The organism is Deltaproteobacteria bacterium (assembly GCA_020845895.1).
Lineage (GTDB): Bacteria > Lernaellota > Lernaellaia > JACKCT01 > JACKCT01 > JADLEX01.
In genome coordinates, this window is the sequence record JADLEX010000011.1 from 17546 (window position 1) to 42592 (window position 25047).

Annotated in this window: 24 protein-coding genes and 2 tRNA genes; 15 read left to right on the top strand and 11 right to left on the bottom strand. The window is 63.9% G+C overall.

All coding sequences use genetic code 11. The features are described from left to right. Positions 1 to 33 precede the first annotated feature (33 nt). The 5 genes from IT350_01145 to IT350_01165 all read left to right on the top strand — a co-directional run bounded on the left by IT350_01145 (position 34) and on the right by IT350_01165 (position 4597). A complete protein-coding gene (locus tag IT350_01145; GenBank protein MCC6156627.1) occupies positions 34 to 2427 on the top strand; it encodes an enoyl-CoA hydratase/isomerase family protein in 2394 nt (797 codons plus the stop codon). Positions 2428 to 2451: 24 nt separating this feature from the next. After that, entirely contained in the window at positions 2452 to 3651 is a 1200-nt protein-coding gene (locus IT350_01150) for a thiolase family protein (GenBank protein MCC6156628.1), read from the top strand. A gap of 211 nt (positions 3652 to 3862) precedes the next feature. After that, positions 3863 to 4339: a nucleoside deaminase gene (locus tag IT350_01155; GenBank protein MCC6156629.1), complete on the top strand. Its 477-nt coding sequence runs from the start codon at positions 3863 to 3865 to the stop codon at positions 4337 to 4339. Between the two features lie 20 nt (positions 4340 to 4359). Then, a tRNA-Ser gene (locus IT350_01160) sits at positions 4360 to 4446 on the top strand. Positions 4447 to 4509: 63 nt separating this feature from the next. Beyond that, positions 4510 to 4597 (top strand) — tRNA-Ser (locus IT350_01165). An 18-nt stretch (positions 4598 to 4615) separates the two neighbouring features. Here the strand turns inward: IT350_01165 and IT350_01170 are convergent. The 8 genes from IT350_01170 to xth form a co-directional block, all read right to left on the bottom strand. Beyond that, positions 4616 to 5410 (bottom strand): hypothetical protein, encoded by a 795-nt coding sequence (locus tag IT350_01170; GenBank protein MCC6156630.1) that lies wholly within the window; start codon positions 5408 to 5410, stop codon positions 4616 to 4618. Between the two features lie 16 nt (positions 5411 to 5426). Then, positions 5427 to 5945, bottom strand: coding sequence for a hypothetical protein (locus IT350_01175; GenBank protein ID MCC6156631.1), 519 nt, complete (start codon positions 5943 to 5945; stop codon positions 5427 to 5429). Positions 5946 to 6328: 383 nt separating this feature from the next. After that, a complete protein-coding gene (locus IT350_01180) occupies positions 6329 to 6835 on the bottom strand; it encodes a MogA/MoaB family molybdenum cofactor biosynthesis protein (protein MCC6156632.1) in 507 nt (168 codons plus the stop codon). Positions 6836 to 6918: 83 nt separating this feature from the next. Then, entirely contained in the window at positions 6919 to 7539 is a 621-nt protein-coding gene (locus IT350_01185) for a biopolymer transporter ExbD (GenBank protein MCC6156633.1), read from the bottom strand. A 15-nt stretch (positions 7540 to 7554) separates the two neighbouring features. Beyond that, positions 7555 to 8127 (bottom strand): biopolymer transporter ExbD, encoded by a 573-nt coding sequence (locus IT350_01190; protein ID MCC6156634.1) that lies wholly within the window; start codon positions 8125 to 8127, stop codon positions 7555 to 7557. 42 nt (positions 8128 to 8169) lie between these two features. Further along, complete coding sequence (locus tag IT350_01195) at positions 8170 to 8808, bottom strand: MotA/TolQ/ExbB proton channel family protein (GenBank protein ID MCC6156635.1); 639 nt, start codon at positions 8806 to 8808, stop codon at positions 8170 to 8172. A 202-nt stretch (positions 8809 to 9010) separates the two neighbouring features. Next, positions 9011 to 9976, bottom strand: a complete 966-nt coding sequence (gene miaA / locus IT350_01200) for a tRNA (adenosine(37)-N6)-dimethylallyltransferase MiaA (GenBank protein MCC6156636.1) — start codon at positions 9974 to 9976, stop codon at positions 9011 to 9013. After that, positions 9973 to 10758 carry an exodeoxyribonuclease III gene (xth, locus tag IT350_01205; GenBank protein MCC6156637.1) on the bottom strand — a complete coding sequence of 262 codons (786 nt, stop codon included), beginning with the start codon at positions 10756 to 10758 and terminating at the stop codon, positions 9973 to 9975. The genes miaA and xth overlap by 4 nt, the downstream gene beginning before the upstream one ends. Positions 10759 to 11018: 260 nt before the next feature. On the opposite strand from xth, the gene IT350_01210 reads away from it, so the two are divergent. From IT350_01210 to IT350_01240, 7 genes are all read left to right on the top strand, one after another. After that, positions 11019 to 13250 (top strand): molybdopterin-dependent oxidoreductase, encoded by a 2232-nt coding sequence (locus tag IT350_01210; GenBank protein ID MCC6156638.1) that lies wholly within the window; start codon positions 11019 to 11021, stop codon positions 13248 to 13250. Position 13251: 1 nt separating this feature from the next. Next, a complete protein-coding gene (locus IT350_01215) occupies positions 13252 to 13809 on the top strand; it encodes a 4Fe-4S dicluster domain-containing protein (GenBank protein ID MCC6156639.1) in 558 nt (185 codons plus the stop codon). A gap of 13 nt (positions 13810 to 13822) precedes the next feature. After that, positions 13823 to 14338, top strand: a complete 516-nt coding sequence (locus IT350_01220; GenBank protein MCC6156640.1) for a YeeE/YedE family protein — start codon at positions 13823 to 13825, stop codon at positions 14336 to 14338. Then, the gene (locus IT350_01225; protein ID MCC6156641.1) at positions 14335 to 15534 is read left to right on the top strand and encodes a YeeE/YedE family protein; all 1200 of its coding nucleotides are present in this window, start codon (positions 14335 to 14337) and stop codon (positions 15532 to 15534) included. Before IT350_01220 ends, IT350_01225 begins: the two co-directional genes overlap by 4 nt. A 36-nt stretch (positions 15535 to 15570) precedes the next feature. After that, positions 15571 to 16527 (top strand): polysulfide reductase NrfD, encoded by a 957-nt coding sequence (gene nrfD / locus IT350_01230; protein MCC6156642.1) that lies wholly within the window; start codon positions 15571 to 15573, stop codon positions 16525 to 16527. A gap of 189 nt (positions 16528 to 16716) precedes the next feature. Then, a complete protein-coding gene (locus IT350_01235) occupies positions 16717 to 18009 on the top strand; it encodes a hypothetical protein (GenBank protein MCC6156643.1) in 1293 nt (430 codons plus the stop codon). After that, positions 18009 to 19379 carry a hypothetical protein gene (locus IT350_01240; GenBank protein MCC6156644.1) on the top strand — a complete coding sequence of 457 codons (1371 nt, stop codon included), beginning with the start codon at positions 18009 to 18011 and terminating at the stop codon, positions 19377 to 19379. The genes IT350_01235 and IT350_01240 overlap by 1 nt, the downstream gene beginning before the upstream one ends. Before the next feature lie 21 nt (positions 19380 to 19400). Here IT350_01240 and IT350_01245 read toward each other — a convergent pair whose 3' ends face one another. Further along, complete coding sequence (locus IT350_01245; protein ID MCC6156645.1) at positions 19401 to 19916, bottom strand: DUF4190 domain-containing protein; 516 nt, start codon at positions 19914 to 19916, stop codon at positions 19401 to 19403. Between the two features lie 176 nt (positions 19917 to 20092). Between IT350_01245 and IT350_01250 the strand changes: the two genes are divergently transcribed. Beyond that, the gene (locus IT350_01250; protein ID MCC6156646.1) at positions 20093 to 21889 is read left to right on the top strand and encodes a long-chain fatty acid--CoA ligase; all 1797 of its coding nucleotides are present in this window, start codon (positions 20093 to 20095) and stop codon (positions 21887 to 21889) included. Between the two features lies 1 nt (position 21890). Further along, positions 21891 to 22475 (top strand): RNA 2',3'-cyclic phosphodiesterase, encoded by a 585-nt coding sequence (thpR, locus tag IT350_01255; protein MCC6156647.1) that lies wholly within the window; start codon positions 21891 to 21893, stop codon positions 22473 to 22475. Between the two features lie 26 nt (positions 22476 to 22501). Here thpR and IT350_01260 read toward each other — a convergent pair whose 3' ends face one another. Next, entirely contained in the window at positions 22502 to 23485 is a 984-nt protein-coding gene (locus IT350_01260; GenBank protein ID MCC6156648.1) for a GGDEF domain-containing protein, read from the bottom strand. A gap of 15 nt (positions 23486 to 23500) precedes the next feature. Then, on the bottom strand, positions 23501 to 24289 hold the full coding sequence (locus IT350_01265) for a PspA/IM30 family protein (GenBank protein MCC6156649.1): 789 nt from the start codon (positions 24287 to 24289) through the stop codon (positions 23501 to 23503). Positions 24290 to 24467: 178 nt separating this feature from the next. Between IT350_01265 and IT350_01270 the strand changes: the two genes are divergently transcribed. Continuing rightward, on the top strand, positions 24468 to 25034 hold the full coding sequence (locus tag IT350_01270; GenBank protein MCC6156650.1) for an RNA polymerase sigma factor: 567 nt from the start codon (positions 24468 to 24470) through the stop codon (positions 25032 to 25034). The last annotated feature ends 13 nt before the right edge of the window (positions 25035 to 25047 follow it).

Here is a 25047-nt window from a genome sequence, read left to right on the forward strand (position 1 = left end):
GCGTTTTGGATTGCTACCACGGAGGAGATCCCGATGAGTCATTCTATCCGGAAAGTGGCCGTGCTCGGCTCGGGCGTGATGGGGTCGGCCATCGCCGCGCATTTGGCGGGGTGCGGCTATCCCGTCGTGATGCTCGACATCGTGCCCTTCGACTCCATGCTCAATGACAAGGAGAAGGCGAAGAAGGACACGAAGGAAGTCCGCAACAAGCTCGGCACCGAGGCGCTGGCGGCGGCGCTCAAAGCCAAGATTCCGGCGTTCTACACGCCCAAAGCCGCGAACATCATCGAGATCGGAAACTTCGACGACGATTTCGCCAAAATCGGCGACTGCGACTGGATCATCGAGGTCGTCGTTGAGCGGATGGACATCAAGAAGCAGATCCTCGCGAAGGTGGACCAGTTCCGAAAAAAGGGCAGCATCGTTTCGACGAACACGTCGGGACTGTCGGTCGCCGGCATGTCTGAAGACTGCTCCGACGAGCTGAAGGCACACTTCCTGGGAACGCACTTTTTCAATCCCGTGCGTTTCATGAAGCTCCTCGAAATCATCCCCGGCCCGAAGACGAAGCCCGACGTGCTGAACTTTATGGCGGCGTTTTGCCAGAACGAGTTGGGCAAGGGCATCGTGTGGTGCAAGGACACGCCGAACTTTATCGCGAACCGCATCGGCGTGTACGGCATTTGCGGCGTCATGCATGCGATGGTGGAAGAGGGCCTGACGATCCCCGAAGTCGACGCGATCGTCGGCGAGCCGATGGGCCGTCCGAAGACCGCGGCGTTCAAGACCTCCGACATGGTCGGTCTCGATACGCTCGGCCACGTCGCGAAGACCGTTTACGACAACTGCGTGAACGATGAAGAACGCGCCGTGTTTCAGGTGCCCGACTTCTTCAACAAGATGGTCGAGTCCAAGCGCCTCGGCGACAAGACCAAGGGCGGTTTCTACAAGAAGGACGGCAAGGACCGCTTCGTCGTCGATTACACGACGATGGAATACGTGCCGCTCGGCCGGCCGGAATTCGATTCGATCAAGAACGCCAAGGGCGAAAAGGGCCTCGGCAACCGGATGAAGTTCCTCGTGAATGCCGACGACAAAGCCGGCAAGTTCGCGTGGAAGCTCATGTCGCGCGGCCTGCTCTATTCGGCGCGCCGCATCCCCGAGATCTCCGACAGCGTCGTCGAGATCGACAATGCGATGCAGTGGGGCTTCAACTGGAAAATGGGACCCTTCCGGACGTGGGACGCGATCGGCGTCGAAGAGTCCGTTGCCCGCATGAAGGCCGAAGGTCTCGAAATCCCCGCGCTCGTCGAGAAGATGCTCGCGACCGGCGCGAAGACGTTCTACAAAAAAGAGGGCGACACCGAGTACGCGTACGACCTGCTCGCGGGCAAGTACGTGGCCATCAAGAAAGACCCGATGTTCATGATCCTCGCCGAGACGGGCGGCACGAAAAAAGTCGCCGGCAACGACGGCGCTTCGATCTGGGACATCGGCGACGGCGTGTGCTGCCTCGAGTTCCACACGAAGATGAACGCCATCGACAACGACATCATCGAGATGCAGACGGCGATGTGCGACATGCTCGACGACGGCAAGTTCGAAGCGGCGGTGGTCTTCAACCACGCCGAGAACTTCTCGGTCGGCGGCAACCTCTTCATGATGCTCATGGCGCACAACAACAACATGCTGAGCGAGGTCGAGAAGACCCTGCAGAACCTGCAGAAGGCTCAGATGCGCATGAAGTACAACCGGCGTCCGGTCGTCGTGGCCACCGGGGGGCTGACCCTGGGCGGCGGCTGCGAGGTCGCGCTCCACGGCCAAAAGGTGGTCGGCGCGGCGGAAACCTATATCGGCCTCGTCGAGGTCGGCGTCGGTCTGATTCCGGCCGGCGGCGGCACCAAGGAATTCGCGATGCGCGTGGTCGAGGGCATCCCCGCCGGCGCCAAGGTCCCGATGCTGCCCTTCGCGCAAAAGGCGTTCGAGAACATCGCCATGGCCAAGGTCGCTGTCGGCATCAAGCAGGCGATGGACTTCGGCATCCTGCGCGAGACGGACATCATGGTTCCCAATCGCGACCTGCTGCTGTATCGCGCCAAGGAGACCGCGCTCGGCATGGCGAAAGTGGGCTGGAACCCCGGCCAGCCGCGCACGGACATTCCCGTCGCCGGCGAAAATACCTACGCCGCGTTCCTGATTGCCCTCGACGGCATGAAGAAGTCCGGGTGGATCAGCGAGCACGACGTGAAGGTGTCTTCGAAGGTCGGCTACATCGTCTCCGGCGGCAAGCGGGCCGAGGGCCAGACGGTGAGCGAATGGGAACTGCTGGATTGGGAAATCGAGGCCTTCATGAGCCTGCTCGGCGAACCGAAGACCATCGAGCGCATCCAGTACATGCTCATGAACAACAAACCCCTGCGGAACTAAAACCCGCCGACGGAGGATGTCGAGATGCGTGAAGCAGTGATTGTGGCAGCGTGCAGGACGGCCGTCGGAAAGGCCAATCGCGGTTCGCTCGTGTTCGTCCGTCCCGACGACATGGGCGCCACGGTGCTCAAGGGCGTCATCGAGCGCGCGGGCATCGAGCCGGAACTCGTCGAAGACGTGGTCATGGGTTGCGCCATGCCGGAAGCCGAGCAGGGGATGAACGTGGCGCGCATGTGCGTCCACGCCGCCGACCTGCCCGAGTCGATCGGTGCGCAGACCGTGAACCGTTACTGCGCCTCGGGCCTCCAGACGGTCTGGGACGTCAATTGCAACATCGCCATGGGATCCTACGACTGCGGCATCGGCGGCGGCACGGAAACCATGTCGATGATCCCGATGGGCGGCAACAAGATCGTGCCGAACATCAAACTCGCCGAGACCTATCCCAAGGCCTACGTGTCGATGGGCCAAACGGCCGAGAACGTGGCCGTCAAGTACAAGGTCTCTCGTGCGGAGCAGGACGCGTTCGCCCTCGAGTCCAACATTCGCGCCCTCAAGGCCATCGAGACCGGCGTCTTCAAGGAGCAGATCGTTCCGCTGAAGGCGTACAGGTACGATGGCAAGGGCAACAAGACCGAGTTCGTGTTCGACGTGGACGAGGGTCCGCGCCCCTCGACCATCGAAGCCCTGAACGGCCTCAAGCCGGCGTTCGTCAACCCCAAAGCCGCCGTCGAAGGCGCCGGCACGGTGACCGCGGGCAACAGCTCGCAGATGAGCGATGGCGCCGCCGCCGTGCTGATGATGGAAAAGGGCCTGGCCGCGAAAAAAGGTCTCAAACCGATGGCTGCTATCCGCGGTTTCGCAACGGTGGCATTTGACCCCGACCTCATGGGTATTGGACCGGCGCTGGCCATCCCCAAATTGATCGAACGTTTCGGCAAGCAGTATGGAATCACGCTCGCGGACATCGATTGCTTCGAGCTCAACGAGGCGTTCGCGTCGCAGGCGGTTTACTGCGTGAAGGAACTGGGCCTCGATCCCGCCAAGGTGAATCCGAGTGGCGGCGCGATCGCCCTCGGCCACCCGCTGGGCTGCACCGGCGCGAAGCTCACCACGCAGATCGTCTACTGGCTGCGCGACAACAAGAAGAAGTGGGGCATCGTCTCGATGTGCATCGGCGGCGGCATGGGCGCTGCCGGTCTCTTCGAGAATCTGACGCTCTAGTCCCGGCATCCGGCCATGCGACGGCGGGGCTCTTCGGAGCCCCGTCGTTTTTTCGCCCACGCGCCCACGGTTGGGGCGATTCGCGGCTTGACGATCAGATGTGCCGTTGATAAACAACGTGGCGCATTCGGGGCCGATTTCGCCCCGAATATCGGTCTTTCACGCGCCGCGGATCTTTGAATTGGAAAACGCACCGGACGACATCGCGTTCATGCGTCTCGCCCTCGATCAGGCGCGGGATGCGGCGGCGCGCGACGAAGCGCCGATCGGCTGCGTGATCGCGCACGACGGCGTTGTGATCGCGACGGCGGGCAACCGACGCGAGCGCGATCGCGACCCGCTCGCGCACGCCGAGGTTCTCGCGATCCGCGAAGCCGCGCGCGTGCTGGGCCGCTGGCGTCTGACGGGATGCACGATGTACGTGACGCTCGAACCGTGCACGATGTGCGCGGGCGCGATCGTCCTCGCCCGGCCGGACCGCGTGGTGTACGGTGCGGATGATCCCAAGGCGGGAGCGGTGCGCAGCCTGTACCGCGTGCTGGAAGACGAGCGGCTCAACCATGCGCCGATCGTCGAGCGGGGCGTCCTGGCCGAAGAGTGCGGTGCGATCCTGAGCGATTTTTTTCGCGCGAAACGCGAACGAACGAAGGCTTCCGACGATCCTTCAAAACTGAATCACGACCTGTAACGCGATCACCGACCTTTGCTGGAGAGATGGCAGAGTGGTCGAATGCGGCGGCCTCGAAAGCCGTTGTACCGCTTGCGGTACCGGGGGTTCGAATCCCTCTCTCTCCGAACGCCGCCGCCGATGAGCGGCGCCCGGTGATCCGTTTTTTTTTCCTATTCGTTTCGGTGCGCGGAGAGATGACCGAGTGGCCGAAGGTGCACGACTGGAAATCGTGTGTACGTCAAAAGCGTACCGAGGGTTCGACTCCCTCTCTCTCCGATCCGATTCGCGCAGCCCTCAGGGCTGCTTTTTTTTGCCCGGCCCCGGTACGCCGATGCGAATGTCGCCGGTTACGACATGGAGCGTCCATGCCGCGCCGCCGCCGCGCGTCGTGAAATAGACCGACGCCGGTTCGGGCTGCGTGATCGGCTGATCGACCGAGACGCGCCCGGATTTTTCGACGAGGGCTTCGAGCGCGAGTTTCGCCCGATCGCCGACGCGGAAATCGACGGACCCTTCCTTGACCGAGATGAGCCCCGATCCCGTGCTCTCCGCCGAAATGTCCGCCGACACCTGGCCGCGCTTCAGCGCGATGCGCACGGCCTGCTTCGCGGATCGCGGGAGTTGAAGATCGACCTGGCCTTCCTTGATTTTCAGATCCACGTCGCCGCCATGATCGACGATGCGCACGCGGCCGGCGCGAAAATCTCCGCGGATGCGCCCGTCGAGACCTTCGATCGCGAGCGATCCGTCCAGGGCGTCGATCACGACGGACGATTTCGCGGGGACTTCGATCACGAGTTCGAGTCGAAACTTGCCTGGCTTGTGCCGCGTCTCGATGCGCGCGCCGGTCGGTGCGGCGATGAGTCGGAACGCGCCGTCGCCCGGAGACGATGAACCGATCGCCGTGAGTTTTCCCATCGCGCGGATCTGACCGTCGGCCGATTTCACGATTCGGATGTCGCCCGCGCCGTCGACGACGAGCGTCGGTGCAGCGCCGACCGCGACCGACTGGATCATGGCGTCACTCCCCGCCCAAGCGACGCAGATCCACGCCAGGGACAAAACGATCGCCAAAAGGACGTTTCTCATGCGCGACTCCGCAGTGTCAGGGCTGGGGTTTCATGCCGTCGATCGAGTCCGGGCGCACGCCGTCCGGCGCGAAAACCCGGACGCTCGAACCGCTTTGGCGCACGACGACATCCCATTGCGCTCCGCCGCCGCGAAAGGCGTATTCAACCTCGCGCGGAACTCGTTCGAATCGTTCCAGACGCACCCGTTCGCCCACGAGACCTTCCTTGCTCAAATCCGTCGCGCGCACGCTCGCCCGCGTCTCGGGTGACACGGTGAGTTCGACGCGGCCTCGATCGACAACCACGCGCGCCGCGCCGGGGGTCTGCGACAGCAAATCGATGATCGCCGAGCCCTCGACGATTTCGATATTCACGGGCCTGTTCTCGGCGCGGAAACGCGAGAGTGTCGCCTTCCCCTTTTGCAATTCGATGTCGACGCCGCCGCCGTGCGACTGGAGTTCGATCGAACCGGAGCGGCTTCGCGCGGAAAAGTCTCCGATGAGGTCGGTCGCGACGAGCGCTCCGTCGATGTGCGTGACGTGAACGGTTGTCACGGCGGGGACCGAAATCGCGAGCGTGCCGCCGGTTGGGACGTCTGCCTTGAGTCGAATCCCGCCGATGTCCGATTCCAGCCGGAATCTGAACGAAGGGGGAATGGCAGCGTTCGGCGAATCCGGAACGAACCGCGCGCGAATTTCCCGATCCGCTCCCCGTTGAACACGCAACCGACCGTGCGCGTCGATGAGCAGTCGCGGCGAATCGCCTGCGGGCACCACCTGAACGCCCGAAGGCGGCGGAGCCACGTCTTCGCTCGGCGTTGGTGCGACCGGTTCTTCGACGGAATCGGGTGGATCGGACTCTTCGGCGCTCGCGACACCTGGAAAGATCGCAAGGGCGACCGCGAGAAAAACAGTCCGGTTTCGTGCCCCGCGGAGATTCACGTGGAGCCGTGTTCCGTGTTCACGCCTCGCAGTAACTCCACGGCGTGTGCGAGGACGGGCAGGACGACGTCGAGACACTCGAGTGCGCCTTTTCGGCTTCCGGGCAGGTTCACGATCAGCGTTCGGTTGCGGATCGCGGCGACGGCGCGCGAGAGCATCGCCATGGGCGTGATCGCGAGCGAGCGCATGCGCATCGCCTCGGCGATCCCAGGCGCCATTCGCTCGGAGACGGCCAGTGTTGCCTCGGGGGTCACGTCGCGGTCGGTGAAACCGGTGCCGCCTGTCGTCAGCACGACGGCGACCGCGGGGTCGTCGCAAAGACGCACGAGTTCAGTCTCAATGCGCGCGCGGTCGTCGGGGATCACGAGATAGTGGGCGCAGGCCCAGCCCGCGTCGTGCATGCGTTGCTGGAGCGCCGGGGCGCTCGTGTCCTCGCGCTCGCCGATCGATGCCTTGTCGGAAAGCGTCAGGATGGCGTAGCGGCGAATTGCGGCCTCGCTCATGGGGACTCCCGTTTGCCCGGCGAGTCGAACAGGGATCGATGCGTGGCCGAAGTAGGGGGGAGCCGAAACGGCCCCGACGAAGGTCAGATCTCGAGCTTCATCACCGTCAGGCGAAACTTGCGAAACGCCATCTTGTTCTCCCCGGACGCGCTGGACGACGCCTTGCTCGCCGAATACATCACCTGCATCAGCACGTGATAGGGCGTTCGTTTATCGGCCAGAATCATCAGGTTGTCCTGGGCCTTGAGCTTTGGGTGAAGCTTGGCCAGGCGATTGAGCGTTTCGGCCTGTTGGTCGAGAGCCCCCTTGAGATTGGGGACCATGTAGGGATTTTCCTTCGCGAGAAAATCCTGCGGGATCACGCCGTTCAGAATCGGCGCGACCTTTTTGTCCTCGACGACGACCTCGTCACGGGTGACGAAGATCTTGATCGCCTCGAGCGGCTGCTCGTCCTCGGTGGAGTAGGGCAGCGTCATGGCGTCGGAGACACTGACGTTTTGGGCGCTGAACGACACGCTCTTGAGCAGGAAGACGAGGATGATGGTCATCATGTCCATCATCGCGACGATGTTCAAATAGGTGATCTCGTCCGCGGCGCGCTTGGCCTTCCCGATCGCCCGGCGGCGTCGGTGCACGGCGCGAATCGCCGTGAACATCGGGGTCGCTGCGTCCTGGGAACCGTTCGCGTTGGCGGACTGCGTCATCAAATTCGTCCGGGATTATTGCGGCGCGTTCGTCGTGATGCCGACGATGCCCGGTGAAAGCTGAACGTCAGGGAACAGGATTCTCGGCCCCTGGTTTCGCAGCGCGTCCATCGTTTTTACGACGATGTCGTACTCGATGTCCTTCTCCGCCGCGAGGATCACGAGGGTCTCGTTGGGATAAGCGTCCTTGACCTCGATCGCGACTCGCTGCAGCGCGTCGTAGTCGTACTTCTGGTCCGCGGTCATCGCGATGGGCGGCATGACACCTCCGCGGCCCGCCACCGTGAAGCCCTGATGCGTGACGAAAACCGTCAGCGTCAGTTCGTTCTTCGGCGTTTCCTGCGGCGTCGATGCCTCGGACGACTTCACCGTCAGCGGAAAGATCGACATCATCGCCAGCGGCAGAACTGTGCTGATCGCGACGAGGAGGAAGATGATCAGGTTGACGTTGACGTCGAGGTAAGGGACGAGGTTCAATTCTTCGTTGGCGTGGTACGACGGAATCTTCCGCCGTGCGCGCCGCAACAGCACCTGCGCCGCCTGTTCCTCGGCGGTCGCTTTTTTCTCGGGGGCTTTGTCGTCGGTCATGCTGCTTGCCGGCCTTGTTCGGTTCGCTCGGCGAATGCCGGATTATTTGTGGGCCGTCTTGCCGTGACGCAGAATCAGGTAATTCTCGAACGCGGCCGAATTCGACTCCAGTTCCGCCAGCATCTTTTTGCTTTTGCCGGCGAGGAGCAGGTGGCCCATCATGCACAGAATCGCGATGCCCAGACCGATCGCCGTGTTGTTCATGGCTTCGGAGATACCGGTCGCGAGGAAGGCCGCCTTCTGCTCGGGGCTGACCGCCGCGAGGGCGGCGAACGACCGGATGAGGCCAAAGATGGTGCCGAGGAGTCCGACCAGGGTGGCGATGTTCGCGAGGGACCACAGCGACGCAATCCGCTTTTCGAGCAGCGGCGACACGCGCATGAGTTCCTCGTCCATCGAGGTCGAAATCGCCATCGCGCCATCCTGCAATTTGGCGATGCCCGCCTTGAGCACGCGCGCGATCGGCGCCGAGCTGGCGTTGCAAAGCTGAATCGCCTTCTCGAGCTGACGCTCCTGGAGCAGCCCGACGATGTGCCGCGAGAAGACATCGGCGTCGACGCGGTAGGCGACGAACAGGCGATACGCCCGTTCGAGAATGATGCCGACGACGAACACCGAGATCACGATATTGATGTAGATCGGCAAGCCGGCGTCTTTAAAAACCGTCGCAAACGTTCCCATCGTACGGCACCCAAATCGTTGACGGACCGGGCACGACTCGCGGCCATCCCCGCGATACGGTCCCGTATCCATTGTTCGGAAGGTGTTTTTAGCATGACTGGGAAAAGAAAATCCAGACCATTGGAAATCTGCCCGGTTTTTTTCTGCAATCCCGGGCGAAATCCCGATTTCGGCCCGACCGGTTTCGGGCTCGCCGTCTCGGTTATTTCAACTCTGGCAGGCCCGTGGCGGGTTTTTCGCCTTCGGGAGCCCCGGCCAGCCACCGGCGCACCCGCCCGACCGTTCCGGCGAAGTCGGCGGGTTCGACCCACCAAATGGCCACCCCATGCCGCTCCATTCGCCGGAACCACGTCCTCTGCCGCTTGGCAAACGCGCAAATGTCGCGCGCGAGTTCCCGTTCCATACGCTCCACGTCGACTTCTCCCGTCAGCAGCCGGGCGAGATGCCGATATTCCAGTCCGAAGTACGCGAACCGCTCCGGCGGCAGGCTCATCGCCAATCGGCGGGCCTCGTCGATCAGCCCCATCTTCAGACGCGTCGCTAGCCGTAGGCGGATCTTTGCGCGCAACTCGGCGGGATCGACGCGCAGACCGATCACGAGGTGGTCGAAATCTGTGGGGGGACCGGAATCGAAGGACGCGTTTTTCGCGGCGTGCGCGATTTCGATGGCGCGCAGTACATGCTCCCGCGTGTCGAGGTCGGTGTCGTTGTGGAGTTCCGGCTTCAAACGCCGGAGCATTACGGACAGTTCGTCGAGTGAAGCGTCCGCGAGGCGGCTGCGCAGATCCTCGTCCACGGGCGCTTTCGCCATGCGATAACCCCGCAGCACGCAGTCGAGATACAGAGCCGTGCCGCCGCAAAGAATGGGCAATCGACTCCGTGCGCCGATGTCGCGAGCCGCGGCGAAGAAGCGAGTCTGAAAATCGTAAACGGAGAAGTCTTCGGCGGGCTCGAGGATTTCGATGAGGTGCGCGGCTATGCGCGCTCCGTTGACGACGTAGTCGCCGAGGTCCTTGCCGGTGCCGATGTCCATGCCGCGATAGATCTGACGTGAATCGGCGGAGATGATCTCGCCGCCGAACTCGTACGCGAGCCGCGCCGCAACGCGCGTTTTGCCGGACGCGGTGGGACCGAGGATCGTCAGAAGTTTGGTCGCGGGCGCACTCACTTCACGATCTTGGGGTCCACCGTCACGCTGATCGGGCAGTGGTCCGAGCCGAGGATATCGGCGTGAATCGCCGCTTTTTTCACGTACGCCATCGCGCCCGGCGTGGCCAGAACATAGTCGATCCGCCACCCCACGTTGCGCTCACGCGCGCCGCCGCGCTGCGTCCACCAGGTGTAGCGGCCGCCGGTTTTCTCGAAGCGGCGAAACGTGTCGACCCACCCGGCCGCGAGCCAACGCCCGAATTCCGCGCGTTCCTCGGGCCGAAAACCGCTGTTTTCCACGTTGTCTTTCGGGCGGGCGAGATCGATCGCCTCGTGCGCCGTGTTGAAGTCGCCGAAGATCAGCACGCGGCCTCCGTCGCGCAGATCCTTGGCGAGCAGATCGAAGAGCCGCCGAGAGAAATCGAGCTTATAGGGAATACGCGACAGATCGCGGTTCGGCCCCGTGCCGTTGGGCACATATACGTTGACCACGCGCAGTTTGCCGAAGGTCGCGCACTGGAAGCGCCCTTCGATGTCGAATTCACGCACGCCCATCGAGCGGACGAGGTCGTCCGGCTCGGTTCGCGACAGCAATCCGACGCCGCTGTAACCGGCTTTTTGCGCGGGGAAATAGTCCTGATTCCACCGGCGCATCGAGGTGATCGACTCCGGCACCTGCGTTGGATCCGCGCGAACTTCCTGAAATCCGATGATTTTCGCGTCCGTTTCGGCGAGCCACCCGGCGAGCCCTTTCTTTTCGCAGGCGCGAATGCCGTTCACGTTCCACGAGACCATTTTCACGGGCTGAACCTCCTTGGATAAGGGATCTCCAAAGCCATAACAGATGGTCCGCCGTCGGGCAAGTCTGATTCAATCGGAAAAATATACAATAAAAACAATGAGATAAGCGCCATTTAGCCAATTCGCCACAAAAAGCGACATTCACGGCAAAAAAGGGTTGAACGGCAATTCATTCCGTATTATAAGGATATTGCGAATACGCTATGTCGGCTTGTCCGACCCACCTCGGACCCGCCGACGAGATCGGAAAGGGACCGAACATGCCCACCGTCCACCGCCGAGATTTCATCCGCATCGCTTCGGTTTCCGCGGGCGCGGCCGCGGTCGCCACGGGACTGCCGACGAACTGGTGGGGCGCGTACGCGAGCGAGTCGCCCGATCCCGAAACCGACGGCGACAGGATCGTCCCGACGTTCTGCGAGATCTGCTTCTGGAAATGCGGCGTGCTCGCGCACGTTAAAGATGGGCGCGTGACCAAGATCGTCGGCAATCCAGATCATCCGCTTTCGAAAGGCCGGCTGTGTCCGCGCGGCACCGGCGGCACCGGGCTCCTCTACGACCCCGACCGGCTGAAGAAGCCCATGATCCGCGTGAAGAGTCGCGGCGAGCATCATTTCGAGGAAGTGAGTTGGGACAAGGCGCTCGACGAAACGGCCGAGCAACTGCTGCGCATTCGCGAAAAGCATGGCCCGGAAGCGCTCGCGCTCTTCACGCACGGCTACGGCGGAAAATGGTTCACGCACCTGCCGAAAGCGTACGGATCGCCGAACATCGGCGCGCCGTCTTATGCGCAGTGCCGTGGGCCGCGCGAGGTCGGCTACTCGCTCACCTACGGCACGGGCGTCGGATCGCCGGAAAACCTCGACATCGAGAACGCGCGCTGCCTGGTGCTGATCGGCTCGCATCTCGGCGAGAACATGCACAACACGCAGGTGCAGGAGATGGCGACGGCCATCGGGCGCGGCGCGGAGTTGGTGGTCGTCGATCCGAGGTTCTCCACCGCGGCGGGCAAAGCGCGTTACTGGTTGCCGATCAAGCCCGGCACCGACATGGCGCTGCTGCTCGCGTGGATGAACGTGATGATCTCCGAGGGGCGATTCGACGCGGAGTACGTGGCGAAGTACGCCGTCGGTTTCGACGAACTCAAGGCGCACGTCGCCGACAAGACGCCCGAGTGGGCGTATCCGATCACGGGGCTGCGGCCCGAGCTGATTCGCGAGAGCGGACGATTTCTGGCGTCGTTCCGCCCCGCGACGCTGATTCATCCCGGCCGACGCACGACGTGGTACGGCGACGACACGCAGCGCGGGCGCGCCATGGCGATCCTCGCAGCGCTTTTGGGCAGTTGGGGTCGGCGCGGCGGATACGTGTCGCACGGATCGAACGAACTCCCCGCGTACCCGTACACGAAATATGCGTATCACCCCAAGGTCCTTGCCGACAAACCGAATGCAAACACGTATCCGCTGGCGGACGAAGTGCTTGCGTCGGGTCTGTGCGACGCCACGTTCACCGGCAAAGCGCCTTACGAGATCAAGGGATGGCTCGTGTACGGCTCGAATCTGATGCAGTGCCTGCCGAATCCCAAGCAGACGATCGAGGCGATCCAGAAACTCGACTTCATCGCGGCGATCGACGTGCTCCCATCGGAAATTGTCGGCTGGGCCGACGTGGTGCTGCCGGAGTCGACCTATCTGGAACGCTGCGACGAGCTGGTCGTCGATGCCTACAAGGGGCAACCGTACATCGCCGTGCGCCAACCGGCGGTCGAGCCCATGTATGACTCGAAACCGGGATGGTGGATTGCGCGCGAGATCGCGCATCGCATCGGCCTGTCCGACTACTTCCCGTGGAAAGACAGCATGGAGTACGCCATGCATCGCCTCCACGCGGCGGGCTACGACTGCGACGTGCTGCGCGACACCGGCGTCATTCTCGGCGAACGCCAACCGAACTGCGAGGAGGAAGGACTCGCGCCCACCTTCGACACGCCGAGTGGAAAGATCGAGCTGCGCAGCCAGGCGCTCGCCGACATGGGATTCGAGGCGATTCCCGACTTCCACCCGCATGAGGAACCGCCCTCGGGCATGTTCCGTTTACTTTTTGGTCGCGCGCCCTCGCACACCTTTGGACGCACCACGAACAATCGATTCCTCGGCACCGTCTTCGATCAGAACGAGGTATGGGTCAACGCGGATGTGGCGAAGTCACTGCCCGGCTTCGGCGCGCCGCTGAAAAACGGCGAACTCGTGGTGCTGGAAAATCAGGACGGAGTCCGCAGCACGCCCATTCGCGCGAAGGTGACCGAGCGGATTCGCGGAGACTGCGTGTACATGGTGCACGGCTGGGGCCACACGGCGAAGGGGCTCTCGTGGTCGCGCGGGCGCGGCGCATCCGACAGCGAGCTCGTCACGCGCTACAAGGTCGACCCGATCATGGGCGGCACCGGCATGAACGTGAACTTCGTGCGCATCGCGCCGGTGGAGGCGTGACATGAGACGCCTCACGCGCGAGATTCGCTATGCGATGGCCGTGGACACACGCCGGTGCGTGGGCTGCAATGCCTGTGTGCTGGCCTGCAAGGCTGAAAACAATCTGCCCGAAAACGGCTTTCGCGACTGGATCGTGACCGAAACGACGGGCAAGTTCCCAAACCTGTTTCAGGAGATTCGCTCGGAACGCTGCAATCACTGCGCGAACGCGCCATGCGTGTCGGCGTGCCCGACCGGCGCGAGTCACGTGGGAGTCGGCGGCATTGTGCTCGTCGATCCCGACAAGTGCACCGGCTGCAAAGCGTGCATTGCGTCGTGCCCTTACGACGCGCGCTACGTGCACGAGGACGGCGGCTTCGTCGACAAGTGCACGTTCTGCGTCCATCGGGTCGAAAAGGGCGGGCAGCCCGCGTGCGTCGAGATCTGCCCGACACGTTCGCTCACGTTCGGCGACGCGAACGATCCGGACAGCGAAATCTCCCGGCTTCGTGCGTCGCGCAAATCAAAGACATCGAAGCCCGAAGCCGGCACGCGGCCCAACGTCCACTTCCTGATCTAGGCGGGAGGCAAAGATGAATCGCGCCGAGAAATTCTGGAATCCCTACCTTGCCGGTATCGCGCTCGGTCTTGTGCTCTTGTCGTCCTTTCTCGTGATGGGCAAGGGACTCGGGGCGTCGGGCGCGGCGAACCGATTCGGCATCGCCGCACTCAACAGCATCGCTCCCGCTCACGTCGCCGCGAGTCCCGGCATGTCCGACGCGGTCGAAGGCGGGCGGCACCCGCTCGACAACTGGCTGGTCTTCGAGGTGCTCGGTGTGTTCCTGGGCGGCGCGGTCGCCGCGTACACGGCCGGGCGAATGAACTGGAAGATCGTCCGCGGCACGGGATGGTCCGCGCAGAAGCGCCTCGCGTTCGCGTTCGGCGGCGGCGTGGTGATGGGCATCGCCGCACGCATGGCGCGGGGCTGCACGTCGGGCCAGGCGCTCTCGGGCGGCGCGGTGCTCTCGGCGGGGAGCTGGGCGTTCATGCTGATGGTATTCGCGGGCGGCTACGCCGTCGCGTACTTCGTGCGGAGGCAGTGGTCATGAACACGCTCTTCCCCTTCGATTCGCTCGTACACGGCCATTATCAATTCGGCCTCGTCGCGGCGGTGGCGATCGGTTTTGCGTTCGGATTTGTGCTCGAGCGCGCGGGATTCGGCCGCGCCGACAAGCTCGCGGCGCAGTTCTATCTGCATGATATGCGCGTCTTCAAGGTGATGTTCACGGGCATCGTAACGGCGATGCTCGGCCTCGTCATCGCCGCCGGGCTGGGTCTCGCCGACCTTCGCGCGATCTCGCAGTCGGTGGCGAGCGAGACATTTTGGGTGCCGATGATCGCGGGAGGCTTTCTGCTCGGCGTCGGGTTCATCGTGTCGGGCTACTGCCCGGGAACGTCGCTCGTCGCGAGCGCGTCCGGAAACCTCGACGGCATTATGGCGTTCGCGGGCGTCGTCGTCGGAACGCTCATCTACGGCGAGGCGTTTCCCGCGATTCGCGAATTCCATTTCGCGGGCGCTGCCGGCCAAGTCTTTCTCTACGACGTTTTCGGTATGAGCCCCGCGCTACTCGCGGCAATCGTCGCGGTCGCTGCCGTGGCGATGTTCTTCGGCGCCGAAAAGGTCGAGCGGATCGTTCGCGCGAAACGTACAATGGGAGCGGACGAAGCGCCCGAACCCGTTCGTCGCATGGCGTTCGGCGCGATCGGCGCGCTGGCCGCGACCGCAGTGGTCGTGATGCTCGTCCCCGTGACCATGGGCGCGGCGACACCGGCCACGATTGATTCGATCGACGCCGAAACCCTCGCGCACCGCGTGGTAGAGTCGCCGTGGACGATCCGCGTGATCGACCTGCGCGACGCCGAGGCGTGCGCGGCCGCTCGCGTGCCCGGAAGCGAATGCGTCGGTCCGGACGGACTGGCGTCACTTGGCCTTGCCGACGACGCAGGCGCCCGCGAACTGGTGCTCGTCGGCGACGCCGCATTCCATGCGCCGGCCGCGGCGAATGCTTACCCGGGGAGAATTTCGGCGCTCGCGGGCGGGTTCCCGTCGTGGCGCGCGTTCGCGCTCGAAGCCCCCGCAGAATCGCCGGGTGCCGATTGGACGCCCGCTGAGTGGGATCGCTTTCGCTTCCGGACGGCGCTGAACGGCGTGCTCACGGGCGCGGCCGCCGCGCCGGTCGTTGCCGCGCCGACGGGCGCTGTCGCCGCCGCGCCGAAAAAGAAAAAGGCCGGCGGGTGCAGTTGAGAAGAGTTGCATGACAACAAACGCGGGAGCGCGGCCATGACGGAAATCGAAGTCAACCGAAACAGCCACCTGATCGATCCCGTGATGCACATCTGGGGTTGGGAGATTCCGGTCTATCTGTTCCTGGGCGGGCTCGCGGCGGGGATGATGATCCTCTCGGCGGCAATGGCGCTACGGGACGTGGATGGTCGTCGCTCGAAATGGGCGCGCTTCGCTCCGTTTGCCGCGCCGATTCTGCTCTCCATCGGCATGGCGGCGCTTTTCGCCGATCTCGAATTCAAATCGCACGTCTTTCGGTTCTATTTCGCGCTGCGCGTGACCTCACCCATGTCTTGGGGCTCCTGGATACTGCTGGGGATCTACCCCGCGACGATTCTGCTCGGACTGGCGTCGATGACCGAAAGCGAACGCGTCGCCGCGACCTCGTGGAATCCGCGTTGCCCGGTGGTTGTCGGTCAGACGCTCGACCGCCTGTGGCGCTGGGCGCGCTCAAACGTCGCGATGCTGGCGAAGATCAACATCGCCCTCGGCGTTCTGCTCGGAGGATACACGGGCGTGCTGCTCGGCACGCTCGCCGCGCGCGCCGCGTGGAACTCGATCTTCCTCGGACCGCTCTTTCTCGTATCCGGGCTCTCGACGGGCGCGGCGCTGTTCATGCTGTTTCTCGTGTCGGCTGACGAGCACCATCGCCTGCGTCGGTGGGATCTCGTCGCGATCGGTGTCGAGATTCTTCTGCTCGCGATGTTCTTTCTCGCCCTCGCGGGCGGCGGCGGACAGACCGGGCGCGACGCGGCCACGCTCTTTTTCGGCGGACCGTTCACGGCGGTCTTCTGGTCGCTCGTGGTCGCCGTCGGCCTGATCGTTCCCGCCGTTCTCGAATTGCTGGAGTCCCGCCTCGGCCTGCGCCCCGCGAGGCTTGCCCAGGCGCTCATTCTGATTGGGGGATTGTCCTTGAGGTGGATTCTTGTCCTGGCGGGGCAGGCTTCCGTTTGACCGCCGGGTCAATTGTCGCCCAAGATCTCCAAAGGCCGGATTGTGCGTTCGGGCACAATCCGGCCATTGTTTTGCCCAAGCGGGTTTGCTAACATTTTTCGACGATTTTTCCGGCGGTTTGGCCGGTTTAGGCGACGGCTCGTTGCAGCCGATCGGGCCCCGTGCATGGGACCTGAAGGAGACCTCGCGATGAACTTGGATGTTCGCACCAACCCGGCGCTGCTGAAGCTCGATCTTTACTGCAAGGGGCTTCGCATCGACGATTCCTGCAAGACCGCCGTGGACAAGCGCGGCCGGCCCATCATGCGCACGCGCGCCGGGCTGGGCAGCGGGCTCGAACTGATCCTGCCCGACAAGATCTGGACGAACGTTCCGGTCGTCGAGGACTTCGTGAAGCAAAGCCCCTACACGCTGCACACGGAAGACGGCAAGTTCGTGCTTCGCCTTTCGGGCGAGCGCGTGTGCGAGGTGCGCGTGCCCAAGGAGCCGGACTTCTACGAGAAGCTCACCTCAACCGGACGCAAGATGAAGCGCATCGGCGTTTTGCAGGGCACGTACATCGGCATCTACCCGACGGCCGCGTGCTATTACTGGACCAAAAAGCCCCGCGAGAACTGCGACTTCTGCTCGGTCGGTCTGAATCTCGGCACCGAAGAGGAAGAGGCGAAACTCGTGCAGGACGTGGTCGAGACCTGCATCGCCGCGCAGGAAGAGTGCAACATCACCTACGTGCACTTCAACACGGGCTTCTACGAGGGTGACACCTACCTCGACCAGTTGGAGCCGTACATCAAGGCGGTGCGTCAAAACACCGGCCTGCTCATCGGCGTGCAGACGCCGCCGCATCCCGATTTTCGCCGCTACGATCGATTGCGCGAAATGGGCGTCAACACCGTGTCGTTCTGTTTCGAGTTCTTCAACAAGGAAGTCTTCGACCGGCGTTGCCCCGGCAAGAGTCGCCACGTCGGCCTTCAGCGCTACCTCGACGCGGTCGCCTATTGCGCGAAGCTTTTCGACACGACCAACGGCGAGATCGTGGCCGGTCCCGAGCCGGTGCCCGACACGCTCGCGGCCATCGACTGGATCACGAGCGTCGGCGCGATTCCCACGGTCTGCATCTTCCGACCGCTTCGCGGCACCGACGCCGAAAAGGATCCGCCGCCGAACACCGAGGAGATGGTGCCCGTGTTCAAGCGCCTTTACGAGCGCTGCATGGAACGTAACCTTCCGATCGGCATCGCGCACAACGTCGAAGTCTCCATCGTGCTCAAGCCGGAGGAGTGCCACTACTTCTCTGATCACGAGGGAAAGTACGTTCTGAACAAGGCGAAAATCTGGCTCGGCAACAAGGTTCTGCGCGCAATCCTGTGGTGGCAGCGTACCCGCGCCAGCCTTTATCGCTCCCGCAATCCCCTCGCGCTTCCGGCGACGGCCTCGTGCGCTTCGCGCCCCCTCGGTGGCGCTGCCGATAAGGCGGCTTGATGGTCGAAAAGTCGCTTCGCTGCCCGCGTTGCGGTACGGTGACGCCGGTTTCGACCGGCCAATGCGTGAAATGCGGGCTGAAGATGGTCAAGAAAAAGAAGTCGGGCGAGGTCGAGCCCGAATCTGCGCCTTCCCCTGCGCGCGTCGCGCCGCCGGCCGGGCCCACGGCGACCAAAGCCCTGCCGGGCGCGGCTCCGCCCGCTTCGCCGGCCAAACCCCAAAGACCGCCCGAGTCGCCGCCCCGCGCGGTTTCCGCCAAGTCCGGCGTCGCCATGCCCAAGCTGCGCGTGGATGGTCTCGAGCGTCACGACGACGACGCGAAGAAGGCCACGAGTGCCGGCGAGGGCGGGAAGCGCCTTAAGGGACTCGAACAGACCGCGGTTCAGGAAAAACGCGGCGCCGCGCCGCCGGCCAAGGATGAATTCAAGTCGTTGCTGATGGAGCCCCACGAGGTCGACGGCCCTGGGGTCGACCGCGTCAGCCCGCCGAATTCGGCGGAGGACGACACCTCGATTCAGAATCTGATGTTGGCTCCCCATGAAACATTCGGGGACACGACAGCCGTCGATCCGGTCGCGGCCAAGGGGAAAGGGATCGCCGATTCGTTCGGGTTCAAGCCGCTCTACAAAATTCAGGAAGACCCCGGTCCGCGCCCGCCGGGCGAGTCCGCCGGTTACGACACGACGGGTCTCGCGAACGCCCTGCCGCCCGCGGGTGGGATCTCCCATCGCATGTCGGCGATGGAGGGCGCGTACCAAGACCCATACGCGGTCGATTCGCTCTCCGACGCGCCGATGAATCCCGATGCGGCACGTTTCCGGCGCTCGGGTCCGAAAACCGACGACGGACCGCCGGCGGACGAGGTCGTCTACCAACTCAAGGTACGCCAGGCGAAGAACCGGATTTTCACACGCATCCTTCCGATGGCGCTCTTTGCCGCCGCGTTCTGGTTCGGCGGTCGGGAGTTCCTGCTCCCCATGCTCCTGATCCAGGGCGAATGGAAAGGGCGCATCGTCGACATCGACGACCGGCACGTCGGCATGGACATGCACCTCTCCCGCACCGGTCGAAAGCTCGCCGGAACGGTGAAATTCGAGTTTCCCAAGACACCCGAGGGTCTGATGCACCCCGGCAATACGCCGCGGGTATTCGGGCAGGTGATTCACGGCGCGGACGGAAAGGTCGTCGGGGAATTCGACGTCAACAAGATCTACCTGAAGGTCTGGTCCGGCGACGCCGACAGTTACCTGCTTCTCGAAGGTGGTCACACCTTTGACACGGACGGGCAGATGATCGTGCGCGACGGTAAGGCCACCAATTCGGAAGATTCGTCCGGCACGTTTGTCCTGGTTCGCGTCACCACGAAGTGAGGCCGCGCCCCGGCGAGCCGATCAGGCCGCCATCTCGGAAAACAGGCCGAACACGAACATCACGACCATGAAGATGATCGCGACGATCGACAGCGCGATGTTGATCCAATTGACGATGATCGCGGCCTTCACCATGTCCGCGCCGCCCACGCCGTCGGGATTCGCCTCGATCTGCTTCCGAGCCTGATAACCGAGAATCACGCCGGGGATCGAGAAGAAGATTCCGCACAGCAGGAAGCTCGCGACGCCGAGGACGAGCGACGCGATCGCCGCACCCGGCGGGGCCGGTTTCGCGGGCATCGGCGGACGCGGCCCGGACGGCGGATACGGGAGCGGAGCGGCGGCCTCCGGGCGGGGCTGATCGATCGCCCCCTCGGGCGCGCCGCTTCCGACGTCCGTGGCAATCGGCGCCGTGGGCGTCGAGACGGGCGTCGGCACGACGAACTGCCGTGTGCAGTGCCCGCACGCCGCGGTGGATCCCGGCGCGAGTCCGCTGACATCGAGGATCGCCTGACAGTGCGGGCAACGAACGCGCATGAAACCCCCTCGCGCCGAATCGGCGTGACGCGAACGGCGTGTTCGCCTCGCTCCCTCATATCGTGAGTCCCCGGCCGGGGCAAGGATCGGGAATGGCGAGGCCAATCCGGATTGCCAACGCGGGCGAATCGTCGTAGCTTCGCGACCGCTTCCGCGCCCCGCGTCGGGAGGAATCCATGCCTCATGGTCTCGAACAAAACCTCGCCGTCATGTGGAGCAATTCGGTTTGGCGCTTCGGCGACAAACCGTGCCACCGGTTCGTTCGCGACGGCGAGTGGATCACGCACACGTACAAGGATGTGGATGAGCGCGCCCGGCACTTCGCGCTGGGCCTCATTTCCCTCGGGCTGACGCCGCTCGACCGGGTGGCTCTGGTCTGTGAAAACCGACCCGAATGGGGCGTGGCGGACCTGGCGACCCTCGCGGCGGGCGGCGTGCTGGTCACCGTTTTCCCCACCAACTCCAACAAGCAGATCGGCTATATTGTCGACGATTCCGAAAGCCGCATCCTGATCGTCTCCAACTATTTTCAGCTCCGGAAGTGCCTCGAATCAAAGGAAGTGCAGCGCCACGCGAAAACGATCGTCATCATCGACCCCATCGCGGACCTGATTCAGGGCGATTCGCGCGTCGTGACGTTCGACGACGTCGTGAATCGCGGAAAGGGCTATGACGATCCCGCCGAGTTGGAACGCCGCGTGCGCGATATCCGCGCCGAGCACACGGCGACGATCATCTACACCTCTGGCACGACGGGGAATCCCAAGGGCGTGATGCTCACGCACGGCAATCTCCTTTCCAACGTGCGCGTGTCGCAGAGCCTGTTCCATCTTCGACCGACCGACGTCGCGCTCTCCCTGCTGCCGCTGTCCCACTCGCTGGAGCGCACCGCGGGGCATTTCGCGATGATGCTGTCGGGCGGAACGATCGCGTACTCCGAGGGAATGGATCATTTCGACGCGGAACTGAAGCAGGTGCGCCCCACCGTGCTCGTCGGCGTGCCGCGCCTGTATGAGAAAATGAAAAGCCGCATCGGGAGATCGTTCGAGGAGCAGCCGTGGACGATCCGTCAGGCATTTCGCCACGCGCTGCGTATCGGACGCGAATCGACGCGGTTCCGGCTGCGCGGAAGGCGGCTTCCGGCGTATCTCGATCTGCAGGCGCAGCTCGCCGAGAGCCTGATCTTCCGCCGCGTGAAGGCCGGTTTCGGCGGACGCCTGCGGTTTGTGATCTCGGGCGGCGCGCCGCTTGCGGTCGAGATCGCGGAATTCTTTTTCGCGCTGGGCGTGCCGCTCTACGAAGGTTACGGCCTCACGGAGGCGAGCCCCGTGGTGTGCGCGAACTGCCCCGGCGCCGTGAAGCTGGGGACGGTGGGGCGACCGATTCCCGGCGTCGAAGTGCTGATCGAGGAGAGCGGCGAAATCCTTGTTCGAGGCCCCAACGTGATGAAAGGCTACTACAAGCTGCCGATGGAAACGGCGCAGGTCGTGCGCGGCGGATGGCTTCACACGGGCGATATCGGCGAACTCGACGCCGAAGGGTTTCTGCGCATCACGGGCCGGCTGAAGGACATCATCATCACCTCGGGCGGCAAGAACATCGCCCCACAGTGCGTCGAGACCCTGCTGGAGATGGAACCGAACATCAAGCAGGTGTGCGTCGTCGGCGATCGGAGGCCGTTTCTGGCGGCGGTGATCGTGCCCGATTTCGTGGAACTGCGCGCGTGGGCGAAGGCGCAGGGGCTCGCGTTTTCGCGCGACCGCGACCTCGTCCGGCACGCCGGCGTCGAATCGTCGATCCAGGCGGCCGTGGACCGTGTCAACGCGCAGCTTTCCTCGTCCGAAGCGGTTCGCAAGTTCATCGTCGCCGATTTCGAGTTCACGCAGGACAACGGCATGCTCACGCCGACGTTCAAGGTGCGCCGCAAGGCCGTCGAGATCCGATTCGCGCACGAAATCGACCAGTTGTACTGACATGGCGCCGGAAGCCCCGCTCATTCGCGCCTTCGTTGCCGTTCCGGTTCCCGAGGACATACGCCGCAAACTCGGCGTCGTCTGCACCGAGACCCTGGGCGATCTGACGCACCTGCGCCCGGTGAACGCTCGCAATATCCACGTCACGCTCAAGTTTCTCGGTGAGATCGGGCGCGATGCGCTGCACGCCGTCGAACGCGCCCTGCACGCCGTCGCCGGGCGTCACACGGCATTCGATTTGCGTGTCGAGGGAGTCCGCACGCTGCCGACGCGCGGCGACCCGCGCGTGGTCTTCGCCGACCTTCTGGGTCCTGTCGATCGACTCGCGCTTCTGGCGCGGGACATCGAAGACGTGGCCGCGCAGGCGGGGATCGCGCGCGAGGACCGGCCATTCACGGCGCACCTCACGCTCGCGCGCATCAAGAGCCCGAAACAGCTCGGCCTGCTCCGCAAACGGATTGAGACCGTGGCGACGCAGTCCTTCGGCGTGCTGCCCGTGCGTGAAATCGTACTGTACCGGTCGGAACTCGATCCGGCGGGCGCGCGATACACGGCTGTCGGCGGCGCGGCGCTGCGCGATCGCTGATCGACCCGACGAGCGATTCTTAGCCGCTACGAGCGATTTATCGCGGCGAGGTGATCGGCGAGCGCCTTGGCCGGCGGCGCGAGCACGATGCGATTCCCGCCGGAGGACGCCGCCGCAAACAGAGCCGCCTCGGCCTGCGAGACGAGTTCCGCGCGATCGCGGTAGTGGTTGTCGCCCGGATGAAAGTGGGCGATTCCGAACGAAAGCGTGATCTTGAACTCGATGGATGCCGCCCGCACCTTGCGTCCCTCGATCGTCGTGCGAATTCTCTCGGCGTACTCGCGCGCATCGGGCGACGTATTCTCGGGCTGAACGATGAAAAACTCCCCCGGAGAAAACTGCCCGAGCAGATCGTACACGCGCTTGCGCGTGGACAGCGCCTTGGCGACAACGCTCACGACCTTGAGGCGCGTGTCCTCGCCCGCCATCTGATCGAGCGCCTGGGCGCGGTCGACGCCGCACAGCAACAACGCAAAAGGGCGGCCCGTGCGGATCGATCGGCCGATCTCGGCCTCGACGAACAGGTCGAGCATCTTGCGAATGAAGATCCCGGTCCCCGTCGTGAGCACGTGCTCGGCGCGGATTCGTCGGTTGAGCGCTTCGAGATAATCCACCTGCGCACGCAGTTCGTCGATCTCCCGCCGCGGATCGCCCGGCGCGACGGGTGCGGGCGCACTCGCCGAACTGGGGATGGGTTCGGCGAAAAACAGCGCACCGTCCGGCGTCGAAACGAGGATCGCCATGACGCGCGATTCGCGCTCGTTCGAACGCCAGGTGTAGACGCCGCGCTCCAGCGAACGCGACGCGCGCACCTCCTCGATTGTGTCGGGCTTGATCGAAGGCAGAAACTCGACGACGGATCTGCCACTCAGTTGGTCGAGGGGACTGCCGGCCAGTTCCGCGAGTCCCCGCGAGGCGCGCACGATGCGCAAGGACGCGTCGAGCTGGGCCGCGACCGTGCGGGATACGGACCAGATCAGTTCGTCCAGCACTGCGTCGCGATCGGCCAACGGACCTCCCCGGGGTTACGAACCCTGCGTGACGGACTCCCTGCCCATGGTCTTCGCGGCCTCGGGCGCGGCGTTCTTCTCGGCGGCCGGGACCGCTTCGCCGGGACCGAGGGTCTTCTCGGCGGCCACCGTTTCGGGCTTCACGAGACCGAGTTCGATCTCGAACTGCCGCAGCGTTTCGTTGGCCTGGAGTTTTTCGGCTTCCTTTTCGATTTCAAACTCTTCGGCGCCGACGTGGTCGAGCGCCAGTTCGAGCCGCGCCTGCGACTGGGCAGCGCGCTCCTCGATCTTGCGGATCATCTCGTCGTGCGTCTGATCGATGCTTCCGACCTCGAAGGTCTGCATGGTGTGAGCGACGCGGTTCTGCCACTCGGTCTGTTTCGCGACGCTGATAGCGCGCAGGGCTTCCTTGATCTTGCGGTCGCGTTCGGCCAGGAACGCATTCTTGACCCGCTGCGCCTTTTCGAACGCCTTTTCAGAGATTTCGGCGTTGGTATTTGCCGAGGCGAGATCCTTTTGGACCTGCTCCAGCGTGGTCGCGAAATTGAGCGCCATGTCGCGCTTGTCGGCGAGCAGGGCCGCCTTGATCTTGCCTTTGAGCTGCTTTTCCTGCTCGACGAGCGAATCGCGCTGCTTTTGCGCCAGCACGACGTTGGCTTTGACCATGGCGATATTTTCGTTCATCACGGGAATCTGGTCGTTCAGATCCCGGATATTTTGTTGCAGAATCTTCTCGGGATCTTCGAGCGAATCGACCGCGCCGCCGAACGTGGCGCGCAGCCATCGCATGAGCCGTTTGAACATGATGGTCTCCCGTCGAACGACGCAATGGTGAACCAGACTGATACATAGCCCTCGGTTACGAGGCGGGTCAAGCCGGTCGAGCGACGAAATCCGGTCGGATTTAACCGACGACGCGGCGGCGGTGTCGAAGAGCAGGACGACCGTGTTCAAAACCGCAACGAAGAGACGGGACGACACCATGGCCCGGCCGGCCCGGACGGGCGATCTGGAAAATCTGGCCGACCGGGAACTGGTTCGGGCGTTCGTGGCGGGCGAGGTGGCCGCGTTCGAGGAGATCATGAAACGCCACCGGCGCATGGTATATTTCGCGGCACTGCGCGTCGCGGGCACGCACCACGACGCCGACGAGGCGGCCCAAAAGACCTTCATCGCGGTATACCGGAACCTGAGCCGGTTCGAACAAGCGAGCGCGCTGAAGACCTGGATTTTCCGCATTGCGCTCAACACCGCGAAGAATCAGGTGCGGGACCGGTCGCGGCGGGAGGGCGACGAACTGGGAGACCGTCACGCGGACGGGGCCGCGGGTGCGCCGGAACGCATGGAGGCCGAAGAGCGGCGGCAACAGGTGCGGCAGGCGGTGGCCGCGCTCCCGCCCCGCCAGCGCGAGGTGGTGGAGCTGCGCGTCGATCACGAACTGCCGTATGCCGAGATCGCCGAGGTGCTCGGGTGCAGCGTGAACACGGCGAAGGTGAATTTTCACCATGCCGTCAAGGCCCTTCGGCGAAAACTCGCCGAGGGCGATTGAAATCGGGACGAAG

Excerpts from the sequence above, each read along its gene's own strand:
- IT350_01220 (MCC6156640.1), top strand. The coding sequence starts at position 13,823 with ATGAATCGCGCCGAGAAATTCTGGAATCCCTACCTTGCCGGTATCGCG.
- IT350_01210 (MCC6156638.1), top strand. The coding sequence starts at position 11,019 with ATGCCCACCGTCCACCGCCGAGATTTCATCCGCATCGCTTCGGTTTCC.
- thpR (MCC6156647.1), top strand. The coding sequence starts at position 21,891 with ATGGCGCCGGAAGCCCCGCTCATTCGCGCCTTCGTTGCCGTTCCGGTT.
- IT350_01150 (MCC6156628.1), top strand. The coding sequence starts at position 2,452 with ATGCGTGAAGCAGTGATTGTGGCAGCGTGCAGGACGGCCGTCGGAAAG.
- nrfD (MCC6156642.1), top strand. The coding sequence starts at position 15,571 with ATGACGGAAATCGAAGTCAACCGAAACAGCCACCTGATCGATCCCGTG.
- IT350_01250 (MCC6156646.1), top strand. The coding sequence starts at position 20,093 with ATGCCTCATGGTCTCGAACAAAACCTCGCCGTCATGTGGAGCAATTCG.
- IT350_01235 (MCC6156643.1), top strand. The coding sequence starts at position 16,717 with ATGAACTTGGATGTTCGCACCAACCCGGCGCTGCTGAAGCTCGATCTT.
- IT350_01195 (MCC6156635.1), bottom strand. The coding sequence starts at position 8,808 with ATGGGAACGTTTGCGACGGTTTTTAAAGACGCCGGCTTGCCGATCTAC.
- IT350_01180 (MCC6156632.1), bottom strand. The coding sequence starts at position 6,835 with ATGAGCGAGGCCGCAATTCGCCGCTACGCCATCCTGACGCTTTCCGAC.
- IT350_01185 (MCC6156633.1), bottom strand. The coding sequence starts at position 7,539 with ATGACGCAGTCCGCCAACGCGAACGGTTCCCAGGACGCAGCGACCCCG.
- IT350_01265 (MCC6156649.1), bottom strand. The coding sequence starts at position 24,289 with ATGTTCAAACGGCTCATGCGATGGCTGCGCGCCACGTTCGGCGGCGCG.
- IT350_01145 (MCC6156627.1), top strand. The coding sequence starts at position 34 with ATGAGTCATTCTATCCGGAAAGTGGCCGTGCTCGGCTCGGGCGTGATG.
- IT350_01270 (MCC6156650.1), top strand. The coding sequence starts at position 24,468 with ATGGCCCGGCCGGCCCGGACGGGCGATCTGGAAAATCTGGCCGACCGG.
- IT350_01155 (MCC6156629.1), top strand. The coding sequence starts at position 3,863 with ATGCGTCTCGCCCTCGATCAGGCGCGGGATGCGGCGGCGCGCGACGAA.
- IT350_01245 (MCC6156645.1), bottom strand. The coding sequence starts at position 19,916 with ATGCGCGTTCGTTGCCCGCACTGTCAGGCGATCCTCGATGTCAGCGGA.
- IT350_01215 (MCC6156639.1), top strand. The coding sequence starts at position 13,252 with ATGAGACGCCTCACGCGCGAGATTCGCTATGCGATGGCCGTGGACACA.
- IT350_01190 (MCC6156634.1), bottom strand. The coding sequence starts at position 8,127 with ATGACCGACGACAAAGCCCCCGAGAAAAAAGCGACCGCCGAGGAACAG.
- IT350_01240 (MCC6156644.1), top strand. The coding sequence starts at position 18,009 with ATGGTCGAAAAGTCGCTTCGCTGCCCGCGTTGCGGTACGGTGACGCCG.
- IT350_01225 (MCC6156641.1), top strand. The coding sequence starts at position 14,335 with ATGAACACGCTCTTCCCCTTCGATTCGCTCGTACACGGCCATTATCAA.
- IT350_01170 (MCC6156630.1), bottom strand. The coding sequence starts at position 5,410 with ATGAGAAACGTCCTTTTGGCGATCGTTTTGTCCCTGGCGTGGATCTGC.